We start from the raw sequence: 16,072 nt of genomic DNA on the forward strand, positions 1-16,072 counted from the left end.
TTTTAATTGATGCGGAGTGTAATTTAAAGTGAGCCGTATAGGTACATTTCGCCTGTGGGCTGCGGCACTCCGCCCGCGGGTTCGAGCGTAACGGCGAACTGCATGGACGCGCCGGGCTCGGGCATAGATTTCAATTCCAGCATGCTGTTCCCCGCAGGGTCGACGTCGAAAACGCCCATGCTGGCGGGCTTCCCGTCCTCGATGACCCAGAGCTGGTATGTCTTCCCTTCCCCGGGCTGGGGGATGCTGGATACGAGAAATAGTCCCTTGTCCTTCTCTTCGTTCCAGTAGAGTTTTCCGGACGCCTTTATGTCGGGCATCTTGCTCGCGAGCTTCACCTCGCTGACTTCGGGGTTCATGACGAACTCCATCATCTCCTTTTCCTTGAGGAGCCTGGCTTCGAGCTCTGTCATGCTCTTTTCGCGGAGCTCGAGCTCGTTCCGGAGGGATATGTTCGTAACGACGAGGAAGGCTATGACCGCGAGAGCGGCCGCTGTCCCTAGGTTAAGCCACATGGGACTGATGCTCTTCCAGAAGCCGAAAACCGAAGACTTTTCCCGGACCGGCTCCCTCGACTCGAGCCTGCCGAGTATCTTCTTTTCGAGGTCTTCCGGAAGCGGCGCGTCTTCGAGGCAGAGCGGCAGGTTGGTGAATACCGCATCGCTGTCACCGAGCAGAGCCGTGCATATCCCGCAGCCTTCGGCTAGGTGCTTTTCTATCTCTTTCAGCTCATCCCCTTCGAGGAGGTTGAGCGAGTAGAGCGCTATCTGGTCTTCGTACTCCGGTCTGTGCGCCATTACATCAAGTCCCCGATATACGGTGATATTTTTTCTTTCAGCTTCGCTACCCCCAGTCTGATCCTTGTCTTGATAGTCCCCACGGGCTCGTTCAGCTTTTCCGCTGTCTCGATATGCGTCAAACCCTCGAAAAACACCATTTCGATCGCGATCCTCTGATTGTCGGGCAGCGAGTCGAGGGCTTCCTGTATTATCTTCCTGCTCTCCTCCCTGTCCTCTATTATACGAGAGAGATCGGATTTTGAGTTCACTCTCTCTTCGTCGAGCTCGGACGTATGCTCTCTGAAACCGAGGGTCCTCAACCTGTCTATGGACCTGCTCCTCGCTATATTCACTATCCAGGTCGAGATGGCCCCCCGTCCCGCGTCGTAAGAATCCGCCTTGTTCCAGACCTGCAGGAATATCTCCTGAACGACCTCCTCGGCCTCTTCCCTCGACCTCAGCATCCTGAACGCGAGGTTGAAGACGGTCTGCGAATAATGGGCATAGATCTCCCTGAAAGCGGACTTGTCCCCTTTCTTCAGTCGGTCTATCAATTCACGGTCTCTGCTTCGGTCTGAAACCTTCTCCATGGTCCCGAAAGCTTTCGGCTTTTGAACCATTGTATTTAATTCGGGGTTATTGTCAATCGGTCTGGTGTGTCCTGAGTCCATACTTTGTACACCGGGTTTTTATTCATATACTCCGCTACTAACCGAACGCCGGCGCTCCTCTCAAATCATATTACGAAGCCAGCCCCTTTTCGGAGCATATTATTATCCCCACTGCTTGTTTTGGACACGTTTCTCCTGCGCCTTTTATTGGTGTATATACGTTGATGAGGCCGATACGGTTTCATAAGGCATCCCGGTCATTAAAATTAATATGCCTGCATCAGGGACGACGGTACAGGCGTCGCATCGCCAGGAAATCATTTCGAGTCTTGCCGCAGGTCATGCGGAATCTACCGGAGGGGTTGAATTATTTTTCTTGCGTATGGGTTATTGCTGGCTATATTATTTCTATTCGTTATGAGTGTCAGGAGGCGTTTATGAAGCGGTCGCTCGCATTAATAATATTGATAGTTCCTCTATTGATCGCGGTCTTTGGCGCGGGATGCAAAAGGCCCGAGGAAGCCGAGGTCTCGGGAGAGAGCCCGGCCAAGGTGGAGCAGTCCGAAAAGGCAGCCGCTCCTCAAAAAGAACCGGACGATTCTGGGACGGCCAGGGAGACCGTAAGGGACATAAGGACACACGAATTCCCGTCGTTTGCGGACTTGGTCGAAAAGCTCAAGCCCTCGGTAGTCAACATCAGCACGACAAGCGTCGTAAAGCCGAGGGGCTTCCGTGAGCGCCAGCCGAGGTCTCCTTTCAGCGAAAACGACCCGTTCGAGGAGTTCTTCAGAAAATTCTTCGAAGGCGCCCCCCAGCACGAATACAAGCGTCAGGGGCTTGGCTCGGGGTTTATAATCAGCGAAGACGGTTACGTGGTCACCAACTATCATGTGGTCGAAAAAGCTGTCGACATAAGCGTGATACTCGAAAACGGGGATAAATACGAGGCGAAGGTCATAGGCAAGGACCCCAAGACCGATCTGGCTGTGGTAAAGTTCGAGCCTAAAGGGAAGCTCCAGGCTGTAAGCTTGGGGAATTCGGACGACCTCAGGATAGGCGACTGGGTAATTGCCATCGGCAACCCGTTCGGGCTCGGCTATACGGTCACGGCCGGCATCGTGAGCGCGAAGGGGCGGTCTCTCGGTTTGGGCGCTTACGACGATTTCATACAAACGGACGCATCTCTTAACCCCGGGAACAGCGGAGGGCCTCTCTTCAACCTCAACGGAGAGGTCGTGGGCGTGAACACAGCCATAGTCGCTCAGGGGCAGGGGATCGGGTTCGCAATCCCTATCAAGATGGCCGAGTTCGTAATCAATCAGCTTAAGGGAGGCGGCAAGGTCGTCCGCGGCTGGCTCGGAGTTTACGTACAGGAGCTCACACCCGAGATCGCTTCGGGGCTCAACCTGAAGGAAGACGGCGGCGTGCTCGTAAGCGACGTTACTCCCGGGAGCCCGGCGGATAAAGCCGGCATAAAAAGGGGCGACGTCGTCCTCGAATTCGAGGGCAAGAAGGTGAACGACGTCTCCGACCTCACATCCATGGCTGCGGTTGCGGAGCCCGGAACAGAAGTGAAAATCAAGTTGATACATGACGGCAAGCCTTTCGATGTTACGGTCAAACTCACGGAGTTCCCCGATGAGGAAGTCCTGGCCGAGGAAGCGGGCAATGCGGAAGAAGAGCTCGGTCTCAGCGTAAAGGAGCTTAACCCGCAGATCGCCAGGCGCTTCAACCTCGACACCGATAAAGGAGTGATCATAACGGACGTCATCGAGGGGAGCCCGGCCGGGGAGGCGGGTCTAAGGCCTGGCGATATCATTCTCGAGATGGACAAGAATCACATAAGCGATCTGAATCAGTATTCTTCGGCCGTCTCGAAAGCAAAACCGGGCAGCACGGTTCTTATACTCGTGAAGAGGGGAGACAATACGATCTACGCCGCGCTCAGAGTCGCAGGTGAAGGTGAAAAGAACAAGTCAAACTGAGCTGAATCAATCTTGGCACATAATAATGCGGGTTACTGTGAAACTCGCTCGGACACATATCGCTGGTACGCGGACCGGGACCCTGTCCCTTAGATTTGTTGACACCAAGCCTCCATTCATGGAAGAATGATAATTGCTTTACTCGCCGGGTCGGGTGATATACCTGCTTTCGGAAGCTGATCCAATGAGGAGGACCCTGTCTGATGCCGGATACCGTTACTAGCCGTGTTCTCATACTGGGCGGAGGATTCGCCGGGCTCGAGGTCGCCCAGAACCTGGAAAAGATATTCAAGCAGAGGGACGACGTCGAGATAACACTTGTCAACGAGAACAACTATCTCATATTCACGTCGATGCTCGCGGAAGTGGTATCGAGCAGCATCGAAGCCAAGAACGTCGTCATACCGCTCAGGGAGTGTCTTAAGAGGGCCGTATTTAAAGAGCTCATCGCCGACTCCATAGACCTCGATAAAAAAACCGTATCGTGCCGCCGCCCGGACAACAACGAGGGCTACACGCTCGGATACGACTACCTCGTCCTCGCCATGGGATCTATTACGGGGTTCCACGGTGTAGACGGGGCGGAGGAGTATTCGTTCCCGCTCAAAAACCTCGCCGATGCGATGGAGCTCCGGAGCCACGTGATAGATATGTTCGAAATGGCCGACCTGGAAGAGGACCACGATGCAAGGAGGAGGCTCCTCACGTTCGCAGTCGTAGGCGGTGGCTACACGGGCATAGAGGTGGCGGCCGAGCTCAACGATTACGTGGGCGCGAGCAGGAGGTTCTATAAGAACGTCAAATCGGACGAGGTCAAGGTCGTAGTCATAGATCCCGGGGACCGCATCATGCACGAGATGAGCGAGGGGCTCGCGGAGTACGGGACGGCTCTCCTCAAGAAGCGGGGTATGGAATTCCGTCTCAACACCAGGATATCCAGCGTTACGCCGGATTCTGTGGAGACTTCGGACGGTGGTGCGATCGAAACCCACACCGCCATATGGGCGGCCGGCACCTCTCCCCAGCCCGTAATCGCATCTCTCCCCTGCGCCGACAAGAAGGGGAGGATAGAGGTGAACGAGTACATGGAAGTCCCTGGCTATCCCGGAGTGTGGGCGCTCGGGGACTGCGCCGTGATCCCCGACCCGCATACGGGGAAACCGTATCCTCCGACCGCCCAGCACGCGACACGCGAAGGCAGACGCACGGCCTACAACGTGGCGGCTGCAATAAACGGGAAAGAGGGCGACAGGAGGCCGTTTGTTTACCAAACTCAGGGCATGCTCGCCCCGCTCGGACACAGGTCGGCGGTCGCGGAGATAAAAGGCCTCAAGTTCTCGGGGTTTTTCGCCTGGTTCCTCTGGCGGTGCATCTATCTCGGGAAGCTTCCGGGATGGGACAGAAAGATCAGGGTCGCCATAGACTGGTTCCTCGACATGTTCCTTCCGAAGGACATAGTGCAGCTCAAATTCCTTATGAGAGTCCGCGGGAACCCCGCATCCGGCAAGCGCTGATCACTCCTTCTTTCTCGAAGCAAGGAATTCGACCAGGTCGCTCAGCTCCTGGTTGCTGAGTGTCCCTCCGAAGCCCGGCATGTTGAGCCCCCCGTTCATTATCCTCCACGTGAGCTCGTTCGCGCTTAGTCTGTCGCCCACGTACGTGAGGTCAGGACCCCTTAGCCCCCCGTGCCCAGATATAGCATGACAATAAAGACATCCTTTGTCGTTGAAATTCATGCCCCCTCGCCATAGCGGTCCGCTGTCCGCGCCTATTATTTCCGCCGTCAGCGGCTCGGCGTCGAAGTGGGGAGACCAGGGGGAAGTGATGCCTATGGCCCATAGCCCCGATATGGTCGCGATGGTGAGTGCCACGATTGCGACTGCCCAGGGGCGGCGGAGCGGGCTCCTCTCCCCTCTATTGGAAATGAAAGGCAGGCAGAAGAGCAGCAGACCCACCAGGAGCGGGCCGAAGACCATCAGATACGTTTCTATCTCGGGCGGCATGAGCGCGAGGAACGCGAAGTAGAAGACGAAATACCAGTCCGGCACCGGGAGCGCGTGTATGTCGGACGGGTCGGGGGGCGGCCCGAGCTCGGGCGGGCCTATTACGATCGCTATCACGAGTATCGTGCATATGACTATGAAGCCGAAAACCATGTCCTTCCAGGCTGCGTCCGGCCAGAAGGGGATGCCTCTCTGTTTGACCATCGTTTCGTATTTTTCCCTGTAGTTGGCCGGGTCGACCGGGTCTCCCGCCCTCGGGAACTCCGAGATACCGTTCTTTATCACGAGGTAGAGATGAAATCCTATGAAGACGAACAGGAGCGCAGGAATCAGGAACACATGATAGGCGAACATACGGCTGAGCGTAGTGCCGCCTACGGTGTCCCCTCCGAGTATGAAGTCTGCGAGCCACCCTCCCAGTAGAGGCACGCGTCCCGCCTGCTCCGCCGCCACTATCGTCGACCATACGGCTGTCTGGTCCCACCTCACGACCTGACCTGTGAACCCCATCACCACGGTGAGAGCGAGCAGCACCACGCCCGATATCCAGTTCATTTCGCGGGGGAACTTGTAAGCTGCCGTCAGGTATACCTGTATCATGTGTATGCCGACGAGGAGAATCATCGCGGACGCGCCCCAGTTGTGCATGCCCCTTACTATCCTTCCGAACGTTGTCTGCGTGGTTATGTACTGAAGGCTCTGGTAGGCTTCGCCCGAGGAGGGGACGTATATGAACGCGAGCGTCACCCCTGTTGCCACCTGCAGCATGAACGCGAAGAGCGTCGCGCTCCCGAAGACGTAGAACCATGTAGCTGTGTTGGGGGGTACGGCGTGCCGTGCTATCGGGCCTATGGCGCCCGAGAGTCCAGTGCGGTCGTCGAACCAGAGCCATGCGCGTTTGAGGAAATTCATCAGCAGTATCCCGTGTTCAGATTTATTTTCGTCCAGGACTCTTTCGCTTTCATACGGTCGTTATCGGTATGGGGCTCGCCAGTATCTCCACCTGCCCGTTGTTCACCCTCACAGGGTACTGATAGAGACCCCTCGGCGGAGGACCTGCGGCGACTGAGCCGTCCTCGTAATACACCCCGCCGTGGCACGGGCACATGAAGAGCCTCGCCCCCTCTATCCATCTCACCGGGCATCCGAGGTGGGCGCAGTTGACGGAGAACGCCGTGAATTCCTCCTCGCCGTCCCTCTTGAGCCAAGCGGCCGATTTCGCGGTCACCCCCGCCCACGGCAGAGGGGATGTGTTCACATAATTGACCTTCACGAACTCCCCGATCTTGAAGCTGTCGAGCGCGCCCACGGGTCTCCACTCAGGCTCGGGCTTCTTTATTATAGGGGCGAGTATCGAGCCGACTATGGGGACCCCGACCAGCACCGCGGCTATGCTACCGAGAGTCATGCTCACGTGCACGAAGAACTGCCTTCTCGTGCACTCACTCTTTCCAGTCTTTTCGCTCATGTCTCAAGTCTCCTATCCATCCTGCAAGCGCAACAACGAACAGCACGAAGCCTATGAAGAAAATTATTATTATAGTGCTCACGACCTCGTTGAATCCGACTGCGAGCCCCCAGAGCATGAATGTGATGCCGAGCGCCATTATCGCGGGCCAGTAGCCCGGCGAAGGCAGCTTCTCCGGAAGGGGCCTGTGCCAGCCCGGCGAACCTTTCTTCAACGCCTCTGCCTCCATCGCCTGAAAATCCGATACACCGCCGCCCTGTGCAGTACCGTAATCCATGGCGGGAGCAGCCGATTTCGGCGCCTGAAACTCGCTTCCCGTGCTCATTCTCTCTCCGTCGCCTCTTTAAGTTTTAGATCAGTCGTTACTTCGCTCTCTGCGGTGCAGGTATTCACGGAGCCGGGTTCGGGCGAAGCGTACCACCTTGCGACCGTTACCATGCTCGCGGCCAGGTATATGAGGCATCCGGGGACCCACATGGTGAGGCCGCCTATCTGCTGGTCGACCCCGGGCGTGATGCAGAGCTCGTTCCTTATGTATGAAAGTATCCCGGCGGAGTCTGCCGGATTCGCGTAAGCGGTATAAAGCCCCGCCCCCGCAAACGTTATGAGCATGCCGAGAATACTGCAGCCGAGGCACGCGGAGGCCAGGTAGAGAGCGGCCGGCAGCGGCGAGAGCCTCGCTGTCTTTACGGGCGCGAATACTGGCCACCAGAATATGACGCCTATCAGCACGAAGCTTATCTGCTGCGCGATGTAGAGGCCCTCGTTCGCCATGACAATATCGTGGAGCGAAGGCATGTGCCAGACCCACATCGACCCCACGCCGAGGAGCCACGCAGGCACGGGGTTACCCAGGAATTTGATTAAGCCGCCCGCGTAAGGTGAGTTTAAAGCTCTCTCCGCGGCTGCTTCAGGAATCCCCGAGAGCAGCATGAGGGGTATTACGAGGAGGAGGAGTATGTGCTGGACCATGTGCGCGCTGAAGAGGTAATTCCTCCCGAGATGATCGAGAGGGGATACGAGTGCAATCACCATGAGCATTACCCCTGAAGAAAAGAGGAGAGACTTCCTGTTAAGCCGGGAACCCGGCAGAAGGGTGTAAGCCCCAAACAGTGCCAGCGCAAAAAGAATTACCCAGGGCTCGAATGACCATGCGGAGCCTAGAAAATGCAGTATGTTCATGCCGCTCTCTCCCGTATATTCGATATAAACGCGATCATAAAAACGCCCACAGGTATATTACGGAAAATACGACCACCCATACGCCGTCGACGAAATGCCAGTAGAGGGATACGCATTCTACTGCGTCCGATTTCGGTCCCTTGAAGTCTCCTGCGAGAGCGAGCCCCAGGAGAAGCGAGAGCATAATGAGCCCGACGCAAACGTGGAATCCGTGGAATCCGGTCAGCGTGAAGAACGTGGTGCCGAAGACGTTCCTGCTTATGGTGATGTTCTTTTCTATGAGCCCGCTCCATTCGAGGCCCTGTCCGAAAATGAATACGGCGCCCAGGATTATCGTCGCGAGTATCCAGACCTTGAGCATGAGGTGGTTATTCTCCCTCAGGCTCTTGCCGGCGAGCCATATTGTGAAACTGCTCGCAAACAGGAACAGGCTGAATATGCCCGTTACGACCGGGTTCAGGCTGTTCACTGCAGTCGGGCCGTCGGTCACGGAGTTGTGGAAGTTGACGTAGGCCAGTATGAGCATCAGGAAGAATACGGATTCGGACGCTATGAAAAAACCGACTATCATTCTGTTATTCGCCATCGGGACTTCTCCTAAACAATTTTCGCTCCGGGCTCGTCCGGCTGATCGGGGTGGGCGAGGTCCCAGAGCGGACGCCTTCCCCTCACGGGGGGCACGAGCTCGAAATTCTCGACCGCTGGGGGCGACGTGGTCGCCCATTCGAGCGTCCACGCGTTCCACGGATTATCGCCCGCGGGCTTCCCGTTCCTCAGGCTCACGAGGATATTCCATACGAAGACTATGGCCGAGAGGCCGAGTATAAGCGCCCCTATCGTGGACAGGAGGTTCATCGAGCCCCAGTAGGGCATGTCGTGGTACGTGTACGTGCGCCTCGGCATCCCCATCACGCCCAGGAAATGCTGCACGAAGAAAGTCATGTTGAACCCGATCACGGTGAGCCAGAAGTGCCATTTGCCGAGCGTCTCCGAGAGCATGCGCCCGGTGAACTTGGGGAACCAGTAATACACGCCCGCGAATATCGCGAATACCGAACCCCCGAATATGGCGTAGTGGAAATGCGCCACAATGAAGTAGCTGTCGGTGACGACCCAGTCGATAGGCACTGACGCGATAGCGACCCCGGTGAGGCCGCCTATGACGAACTCTATTATGAACGCCGTCCCGAAGAGCATAGGGGTCGCGAAGTTTATTCTTCCGCCCCACATAGTGGCCACCCAGTTGAGCACCTTGACGCCTGTCGGTATGGCGATCAGCATGCTCGCGAGCGAGAAATAAGCGTTCGCGACGTTTCCGAGACCGACGGCGAACATGTGGTGGGCCCATACGCCGAGGCTCAAGAGCCCTATCGCCACCGTCGATGCGGCGACGAACTCGTAGCCGTATATGGGTTTCCTCGAGAAGACAGGAATGACCTCCGATATGATGCCGAAAGCGGGGAGTATCAGTATGTAGACCTCCGGATGGCCGAATCCCCAGAAGAAGTGCTGCCAGAGAATTGCCGAGCCCCCGTGAGCCGGGGTGAAAAAGGTTGCGCCCAGCAGGCTGTCGAGGAGCATCATGGCGAATGCAGCTGTAATAATCGGTATCACGAAAATGAGAAGGAGCGACGTTACGAATATCATCCACACGAAGAGAGGAATCCTCCGCATCGTCATGCCGGGAGTCCTCATCGTCAGGATCGTGACCACGTTGTTGAGGCCCGAGGCGACCGAGCCAATTCCTGAAGCGAGCAGCCCTAGCGCCCAGTACGTGGGCCCCTTGTTGAGGGAGAACGGCTTTTCGCTTAACGGGGAGTACGCGAACCATCCGACGTCGGGTGCGCCGCTCTGCGTGAAGAAGCTGTAGTAGAGCAGTATGCCGCCGAAGAAAAAGAGCCAAAAGCTTAACGCGTTCAGGCGGGGGAAAGCCATGTCGCGCGCCCCTATCATGAGCGGCAGGAGGTAAACGCCTACGCCTATGAGGAAAGGCATGACGACGAAGAATATCATAGTCGTGCCGTGCATCGTGAAGAGCTGGTTATACATCTCGGGCGTGAGGAAATCGTTTCCGGGATGAGCGAGCTGTATCCGGATCAGGAGCGCCTCGAGTCCGCCAAGCAGGAAATAGACGAGTGTTATAATGAGGTACATGATGCCTATCTGCTTGTGGTCGACGGATGCGACCCAGGCGAGGAGGCCGTTGTTCTCCTTGAGAGAGGGTAGGGGCGCTGCGTTCTCGGGTACGAGGGGGATCCTACTGCTCATCGAGAGCCTCCAGGTAGGCGACTATTGATTTCACTTCGGAATCGGAGAGCTTCATGTTAGGCATATACGACCCCTGCTTGTACCTCTGGGGGTTGGCGAGCCATTTGGCGAGGTTCTCGGGCGTATTCGTTAGCACGCCTGCGCCTATCGTATCGCGGTCGGCGATATGCGTCAGGTCGGGTCCGACCCTCGCCGCAGCCGCGGTCCCGCGAATCGTGTGACAGTTCATGCAGGCGAGAGTCTGGAAAAGCCTCGCTCCCTCGGCCGCTATGCCGCTTTCAGGCGTGCGCGGCACGACGAGCTGCTCCTCCTGCCATTTCTTGAATTCCTCTTCGGTCTCCGCGACTACGCGTATGAGCATGTTGGCGTGCTGGTCGCCGCAGAACTCGGCGCATGCCCCGATATACACGCCCGGCTCGCCCGCGACAAGCCACATGTAATTGGGGTGTCCCGGCACCAGGTCTATTTTTCTACCGAGCTCCGGCACCCAGAAATCGTGTATCACGTCTATGGACTCGAGGCGTACGAGCAGCTTTTCCCCGGCGGGGATGTGTATTTCATTGGCCGTCATCACCCCTGACGCGGGGTATCTTATCTCCCACCACCACTGATGACCTATCACGAGGAGGTCGGGCTCCCTGTCCCCCGGCGGGGGGTCTATCGCCCTCATGGTGCTGCACGTGAGGAGGAAAAGCACGGCGACTATCGCAACGGGGATTATCGTCCAGACTACTTCGATCTTGAGGTTGCCGAAATCCTGATAAGGCTCGCCGTCGTCCCCGGGCTTCTTTCTGTATCTGATTACTATGTACGCGACCGCGATCACGATGATGCCGAGTATTACGGCGGATATGGCGATCGTATAGTAGGTTAAACCGGCGAGCGCCTCCATTTGAGGTGAGCTGGGATTAAAGAGGCCGCCAAGGTTTTCCATTGTAATTTATCGGCGCGATGGATTTAAATCGATTGATTATACGAACCCTGAACCATTATAATGACTTGTGAGCTTCATTGTCAACACCTCGCTGATACACGTCGCGGTAAACAGCGTGAAACAGGGGATATGATAATGCAATTTATGGTATTCTCTTGCATAATAATCCTGGCTGAGCATAATAGAAAAACGGCTTTTTCTTGACTTCAACGGAACGAGTTACCTTTGCCCTCTAAATGAAAAAATACATCTTTATATATTTTTCATTCCTGATTCTTTACATGTTGTTTATACACCCTCCGGCCGCGACTTTCTCTCAGGAAAAAGAGAAAGCGGCGGAAAAATCCGGCAACGAAGAAGCCGCAGAGCCAGTCGTCCGCATTTCCAAGGTAAGAATAAAAGGGGCGAAAGTCCTCACCAAGCAGGAGATAGAGCAGGGCATAGGGACCGGGTTCCCTTCCATCAAGTTCTGGGTGAAGAAGCCCGAGTTCAACGAAGAAGTGCTCAAGGACGATATGGTCAGGATCAAGAGACTCTATGCGAACCAGGGATATTACGACGCCGAGGCATCCTACGAGCTCAAGTTCAATAAGGACAACACGAAGGTCGAGATAACCATAAACATAAAGGAGGGCGAGCCGGTAATACTTACCGAGCTGAGCCTGGAGTATGAAGGGGATTTGAGCGACGACACCAAAAAGGAGATAGAAAAAGCCGTGCCGCTCAAGGTGGACAAGAATTTCTCCCCCAACGGATACCAGCAGACCAAGGGCGCGATCACCGAGATACTCTCCGACAAGGGATATCCCAAGGCCGAGATAGAGGGCGAGGCGCTCGTCAACAGGAAGGAAAAATGGGCGAAGGCGACGTTCGTCATCAAGCCGGGCTCCGTGTACAGGTTCGGCACGGTTACAGTCGAGGGGAACGAGAAGGTGGAGAGTTATATAATTTCGAGGGAGGCGGTCTTCAAGCAGGGCGAGGAATATTCATTGACAAAGATTAACGAAACGCAGGCGAATATATTTCAGCTCGGCCTGTTCAGGTCGGTCGTGATCGACCCCGTATACAACGAAGAGCTGAAGACCGCCGACATGAAAATAATTGTGAAGGAGAGGAAGCAGGGGTCGGTGAAATTCGGCGTCGGCTTCGGCACGGAGGACAAGCTGAGAGGGCAGGTTATCTGGACCAAGAGGAATTTCTTCGGCGGCGGGCGGAGGCTCGAGGTCGCGGGAAAGGCTTCTTTCATCACACAGAGGCTCGAGACGAGCGTGATACAGCCCTATATACTGGGCAGGGATTCGACCCTCACGGGAACCCTCAATTTCCAGAGGGACGACGTCCCGAGCTTCGAGGGCGAAAGCTTCCTCACCTCGGCCGAGCTGCAGAAGGACTTCGCTCAATACTATTCGTCGTTCGGCTCCTTCAACGTGCAGTTCTCAAGGGTGCAGAAGAGCGCGAGGAGGACACCCGAAGAACAGAGCAGGGAAAATTTCTTCCTCACTTTCTTCAACACCGGGCTCGAGCGGGACACGACGGACAACATTCTTAACCCCACGCGCGGCTGGGTGGTCTCAACCGGGCTCGAGTCCTCGTTCAGGGCGCTCCTCTCGGACGTGAATTACCTGAAGGGTACGGTCGAGCTGAGGGGGTACAAGAAATTATACAGGATGATCCTCGCCAAGAAGATAACCGTGGGAGTTATCCAGCCTTTCGGAAATACCGGCACGTTCGACATACCGATATTCAAGAGGTTCTTCGCGGGAGGCAGCACGAGCATGAGGGGCTTCCCTTTCCAGAAGCTCGGCCCGCTCAGCGACGGCGGAGACCCGCTCGGCGGCAACTCCCTCCTCGTCGGAAGCTTCGAAGTCAGGTATCCGATATACGGGGATTTCGGCGGCGTCGTGTTCTTCGACTACGGGAACGTGTACGCAGACGAGTGGAGCTTCCCGCTCGGAGGCATAAAATACGCCCCGGGCGTGGGGCTCAGGTACGATACGATAATAGGCCCCGTCAGGTTCGACGTCGGGTACGCGCTTAATCCCGAGTCGGGCATCAGGCGGGTCCAGTTCTTCATAAGCATCGGCCAGGCGTTCTGATTCTTTTCCCGACACCGCACAATCTGCACTCTTATACAATCCCTCTGAAGCTTCTCTGCTTTTCTTTCCTTTTCTAAAATTTCCCTCTCCCCAGCGTGGGGAACAGTTGCAAGCAAGCGAGCAACTGGTCGCTGTTACAACAAAGGCAGAATGTGTACTTAACTTTGGAACGACAGTGCTTGAGCCAAAATAGTTAGGGTGAGGGGGGAAATAACCTTCTTGTCATTGCGAGCGCAGCGCGGCAATCTCATGAAAAGACAGATCGCCACGGCTCCTACGCCAAGGCTTCGGAGCCTCGCGATGACAGAAATGGGAGTGCTTTTTCTATTTCTGAATAATTCCTAATACTATAAAGGAAAGTATCTCAAACGGGCGAATTGCTGGTGGGGTTCTTAATGACGCTGCTTTCTTCTCCCTCTTCAGTGGCGGTCTCCTCGTCGGCCGTTTCCTCGGGCTTTTTCGCCTCGCGGGTTTCTTTCTCTTCTATGTCGAACTCTATGGAATCCCTGAGCTCGTTCTTTGCCCTCTCGAGCTCGCGCATCCCCCTGCCGAGGGTCTTCGCGAGCTTCGGTATCTCGTTCGGCCCCAGCACCAGGAGCGCTATGAGGAGTATTATTAATATTTCACTCGTCCCTATTCCGAACATAGACCTTATATAATCACACCACGTTATATAATGACACCGCGCTGACCCGGCAGCCGGCTTATATGTGAAAGGCTACCCCATTATGTCCGCATGTTCAATAAACCCTCTGAACCCGCTTTGCCGGCCTGCGCTACAATTTTTCAATATTTGTAGTAAAATGAAACGGGAGAATACAAAATAGCCGCATACAAAGGAGCGTCAACATGAAAGCGATCCGTTATCACGAGTTCGGAGAAGTGGATGTGCTCAAGTACGAAGACGTGCCCGAGCCCGAGCTCGGGGACGACGAAGTCCTCGTTCGGGTGCGGGCCGCGTCCTTAAACCATCTCGACCTGAGGCTCAGATCGGGGAAATCGCCGCGCCCCGTCGACCTCCCCCATATAGGGGGCGTCGATATAGCCGGCGACGTGGAAAGAACAGGAAAGAACGTAAAGGACATCGCGCCGGGCACGCGCGTCGTAATAGACCCGACCGTCAAGACCCCGAAGGGGCCCATGGTCATAGGGGTGAATTTCTACGGGGGGTTTGCAGAGTACGTGAAAGTCCCTGCGGCGAACGCCGTTCCCATACCCGACGAAGTGTCTTACGACGACGCGTCGGCTCTCCCTATCTGCTACGTCACCGCGTGGTACGGGCTCTTCGACAGGGGCGGCATGCAGAACGGCGAGACGGTGCTGGTGCATGCGGCCGGGAGCGGGACCGGGAGCGCAGCCGTTCAGATTGCGAAGGAGGGCGGGGCGTTCGTTATCGCGACGGCCGGGAGCGACGAAAAGCTTGAGAAGGTGAAAAAACTCGGGGCCGACGCGACGATCAATTACAATACCACCGACTTCTCCGAAGAGGTGAAGAAGATAACGGACAATAAAGGGGTAGATCTGATATTCGACCAGATAGGAGCGTCCGTCTGGGAGAACAATCTCAAGTCTCTCAAGATGAAGGGGCGTATTCTTCTGATAGGCGTAGTCGGCGGCGGGCAGACGACGTTCAATTTCGGCCCGGTTATCGTCAAAGACCTCTCCGTTCTCGGAGTCACCGTGTTCAACGCACCGAGGAGCAACCTTATTAACGTAATCAACCTCGTCTCCCTCGGGAGGCTGTCGCCGGTGATAGACAAAAGGTTCCCGCTCTCGGATGCGGCGCTCGCGCAGAAGATGCTCGAAGACAGGAGTCAGTTCGGGAAGGTTATACTGAACCCGTGAGCGTCTGAATTTATGGATCAGCGAAATATATACGGGGACTGCATGATTCCCTGCACCTCAATCCACTACTCTTGCATGGAGCGTTATGATGGATGCGCTTGATTTAGTGCCTCGAATACCGTTAGTGGCCGTATTTTTCGGCATGTTCGTCGTGGTCATACTCTCTATTTTGCTGGGTTACAAAATAGGGGCCTATATCCGGAACCGTTACGGAGAGAAGGAGGAAGGACCGCTAGGCTCAGTCGTCGGAGCGACTCTGGGACTCCTCGCGTTCATGCTGGCGTTCACATTCGGACTGACCGCAAACCGTTATGATACAAGAAAGGAGATACTCCTCGACGAGGTAAACGCGATCGGAACTGCTTTTCTCAGAACGGATTTCCTCGTCGAGCCCTACCGCACGCAGATACGCGGGCTTTTCCGCGACTACGTCGATTTACGCACGGTGTGGATAAAAGAACCGGAGAGGCTTCAGGATTTGATAGCCGAGTCGGAAGCTATCCAGGGTAAAATATGGTCCTTGTCAGTCGAGGCTGTAGCGAAAACACCCAATCAGGAAATCACGTCTGCATACATAGAGTCGCTCAACGAGGTGATAGATCTCCACACGAAGAGAATAATTGTCGCGCTCATGTACCGGATTCCCACACTCATCTGGTATGCGCTGATTTTTGTTACGGTCCTCGCCATGGGCGCCGTGGGATACCAGTTCGGATTTACGGGCGGCAGGAGCCTGATGATAAGCATTCTCCTCGCTCTGACTTTCTCGGCTGTCATATACCTGATTGCGGACATCGACCGCAGCCTTGGCGGGGCGATAAGGATAAGCCAGCGGCCAATGATCGAGCTACAGAAAAAGATCGACGCGGCCGTTCCCAGATAAGGCGCTGGTTTTCGTGAA

15 protein-coding genes are annotated in these 16,072 nt (G+C 55.7%); 5 read left to right on the plus strand and 10 right to left on the minus strand.

The window, feature by feature from the left end; translation table 11 throughout:
* Positions 1-23 precede the first annotated feature (23 nt).
* Together AB1598_14610 and AB1598_14615 are read right to left on the minus strand one after the other, a co-directional pair.
* The gene (locus tag AB1598_14610) at positions 24-797 is read right to left on the minus strand and encodes an anti-sigma factor (GenBank protein MEW6146242.1); all 774 of its coding nucleotides are present in this window, start codon (positions 795-797) and stop codon (positions 24-26) included.
* The gene (locus AB1598_14615; GenBank protein ID MEW6146243.1) at positions 797-1,399 is read right to left on the minus strand and encodes a sigma-70 family RNA polymerase sigma factor; all 603 of its coding nucleotides are present in this window, start codon (positions 1,397-1,399) and stop codon (positions 797-799) included. Before AB1598_14615 ends, AB1598_14610 begins: the two co-directional genes overlap by 1 nt.
* Before the next feature lie 428 nt (positions 1,400-1,827).
* Here AB1598_14615 and AB1598_14620 point away from each other — a divergent pair, with 428 nt between their 5' ends.
* Positions 1,828-3,375: a DegQ family serine endoprotease gene (locus AB1598_14620; GenBank protein MEW6146244.1), complete on the plus strand. Its 1,548-nt coding sequence runs from the start codon at positions 1,828-1,830 to the stop codon at positions 3,373-3,375.
* Positions 3,376-3,578: 203 nt separating this feature from the next.
* Entirely contained in the window at positions 3,579-4,889 is a 1,311-nt protein-coding gene (locus AB1598_14625; protein ID MEW6146245.1) for an NAD(P)/FAD-dependent oxidoreductase, read from the plus strand.
* Here AB1598_14625 and AB1598_14630 read toward each other — a convergent pair whose 3' ends face one another.
* The 7 genes from AB1598_14630 to coxB are packed head-to-tail and all read right to left on the minus strand — an operon-like array spanning position 4,890 to position 11,230.
* Entirely contained in the window at positions 4,890-6,290 is a 1,401-nt protein-coding gene (locus tag AB1598_14630) for a cytochrome b N-terminal domain-containing protein (GenBank protein ID MEW6146246.1), read from the minus strand.
* 49 nt (positions 6,291-6,339) lie between these two features.
* On the minus strand, positions 6,340-6,846 hold the full coding sequence (locus AB1598_14635) for a Rieske (2Fe-2S) protein (GenBank protein MEW6146247.1): 507 nt from the start codon (positions 6,844-6,846) through the stop codon (positions 6,340-6,342).
* Positions 6,821-7,171, minus strand: coding sequence for a hypothetical protein (locus AB1598_14640; protein MEW6146248.1), 351 nt, complete (start codon positions 7,169-7,171; stop codon positions 6,821-6,823). Before AB1598_14640 ends, AB1598_14635 begins: the two co-directional genes overlap by 26 nt.
* Positions 7,168-8,028 (minus strand): cytochrome c oxidase assembly protein, encoded by an 861-nt coding sequence (locus AB1598_14645; protein MEW6146249.1) that lies wholly within the window; start codon positions 8,026-8,028, stop codon positions 7,168-7,170. The genes AB1598_14640 and AB1598_14645 overlap by 4 nt, the downstream gene beginning before the upstream one ends.
* A gap of 34 nt (positions 8,029-8,062) precedes the next feature.
* On the minus strand, positions 8,063-8,614 hold the full coding sequence (locus AB1598_14650; GenBank protein MEW6146250.1) for a heme-copper oxidase subunit III: 552 nt from the start codon (positions 8,612-8,614) through the stop codon (positions 8,063-8,065).
* A gap of 11 nt (positions 8,615-8,625) precedes the next feature.
* Positions 8,626-10,296 carry a cytochrome c oxidase subunit I gene (ctaD, locus tag AB1598_14655; protein MEW6146251.1) on the minus strand — a complete coding sequence of 557 codons (1,671 nt, stop codon included), beginning with the start codon at positions 10,294-10,296 and terminating at the stop codon, positions 8,626-8,628.
* Positions 10,286-11,230: a cytochrome c oxidase subunit II gene (gene coxB / locus AB1598_14660; GenBank protein ID MEW6146252.1), complete on the minus strand. Its 945-nt coding sequence runs from the start codon at positions 11,228-11,230 to the stop codon at positions 10,286-10,288. Before coxB ends, ctaD begins: the two co-directional genes overlap by 11 nt.
* 281 nt (positions 11,231-11,511) lie before the next feature.
* Between coxB and bamA the strand changes: the two genes are divergently transcribed.
* Positions 11,512-13,326 (plus strand): outer membrane protein assembly factor BamA, encoded by a 1,815-nt coding sequence (gene bamA / locus AB1598_14665; protein ID MEW6146253.1) that lies wholly within the window; start codon positions 11,512-11,514, stop codon positions 13,324-13,326.
* A 364-nt stretch (positions 13,327-13,690) separates the two neighbouring features.
* Here the strand turns inward: bamA and AB1598_14670 are convergent, their stop codons facing one another.
* Complete coding sequence (locus tag AB1598_14670) at positions 13,691-13,972, minus strand: twin-arginine translocase TatA/TatE family subunit (GenBank protein MEW6146254.1); 282 nt, start codon at positions 13,970-13,972, stop codon at positions 13,691-13,693.
* 203 nt (positions 13,973-14,175) lie between these two features.
* On the opposite strand from AB1598_14670, the gene AB1598_14675 reads away from it, so the two are divergent.
* Both AB1598_14675 and AB1598_14680 read left to right on the plus strand, forming a co-directional pair.
* Positions 14,176-15,171: a zinc-binding dehydrogenase gene (locus tag AB1598_14675; protein ID MEW6146255.1), complete on the plus strand. Its 996-nt coding sequence runs from the start codon at positions 14,176-14,178 to the stop codon at positions 15,169-15,171.
* A gap of 124 nt (positions 15,172-15,295) precedes the next feature.
* Complete coding sequence (locus AB1598_14680) at positions 15,296-16,054, plus strand: hypothetical protein (protein MEW6146256.1); 759 nt, start codon at positions 15,296-15,298, stop codon at positions 16,052-16,054.
* Positions 16,055-16,072 lie beyond the last annotated feature (18 nt).

It is taken from the genome of Thermodesulfobacteriota bacterium (assembly GCA_040754335.1).
Taxonomy (GTDB): Bacteria; Desulfobacterota_D; UBA1144; order Nemesobacterales; family UBA2774; genus 2-12-FULL-53-21.

What these genes read in the sequence shown, in the direction of transcription:
- coxB (MEW6146252.1), bottom strand. Translation starts at nt 11,230, where the DNA reads ATGGAAAACCTTGGCGGCCTCTTTAATCCCAGCTCACCTCAAATGGAG.
- AB1598_14640 (MEW6146248.1), bottom strand. Translation starts at nt 7,171, where the DNA reads ATGAGCACGGGAAGCGAGTTTCAGGCGCCGAAATCGGCTGCTCCCGCC.
- ctaD (MEW6146251.1), bottom strand. Translation starts at nt 10,296, where the DNA reads ATGAGCAGTAGGATCCCCCTCGTACCCGAGAACGCAGCGCCCCTACCC.
- AB1598_14620 (MEW6146244.1), top strand. Translation starts at nt 1,828, where the DNA reads ATGAAGCGGTCGCTCGCATTAATAATATTGATAGTTCCTCTATTGATC.
- AB1598_14625 (MEW6146245.1), top strand. Translation starts at nt 3,579, where the DNA reads ATGCCGGATACCGTTACTAGCCGTGTTCTCATACTGGGCGGAGGATTC.
- bamA (MEW6146253.1), top strand. Translation starts at nt 11,512, where the DNA reads ATGTTGTTTATACACCCTCCGGCCGCGACTTTCTCTCAGGAAAAAGAG.
- AB1598_14635 (MEW6146247.1), bottom strand. Translation starts at nt 6,846, where the DNA reads ATGAGCGAAAAGACTGGAAAGAGTGAGTGCACGAGAAGGCAGTTCTTC.
- AB1598_14615 (MEW6146243.1), bottom strand. Translation starts at nt 1,399, where the DNA reads ATGGTTCAAAAGCCGAAAGCTTTCGGGACCATGGAGAAGGTTTCAGAC.
- AB1598_14610 (MEW6146242.1), bottom strand. Translation starts at nt 797, where the DNA reads ATGGCGCACAGACCGGAGTACGAAGACCAGATAGCGCTCTACTCGCTC.
- AB1598_14630 (MEW6146246.1), bottom strand. Translation starts at nt 6,290, where the DNA reads ATGAATTTCCTCAAACGCGCATGGCTCTGGTTCGACGACCGCACTGGA.
- AB1598_14675 (MEW6146255.1), top strand. Translation starts at nt 14,176, where the DNA reads ATGAAAGCGATCCGTTATCACGAGTTCGGAGAAGTGGATGTGCTCAAG.
- AB1598_14645 (MEW6146249.1), bottom strand. Translation starts at nt 8,028, where the DNA reads ATGAACATACTGCATTTTCTAGGCTCCGCATGGTCATTCGAGCCCTGG.
- AB1598_14650 (MEW6146250.1), bottom strand. Translation starts at nt 8,614, where the DNA reads ATGGCGAATAACAGAATGATAGTCGGTTTTTTCATAGCGTCCGAATCC.
- AB1598_14670 (MEW6146254.1), bottom strand. Translation starts at nt 13,972, where the DNA reads ATGTTCGGAATAGGGACGAGTGAAATATTAATAATACTCCTCATAGCG.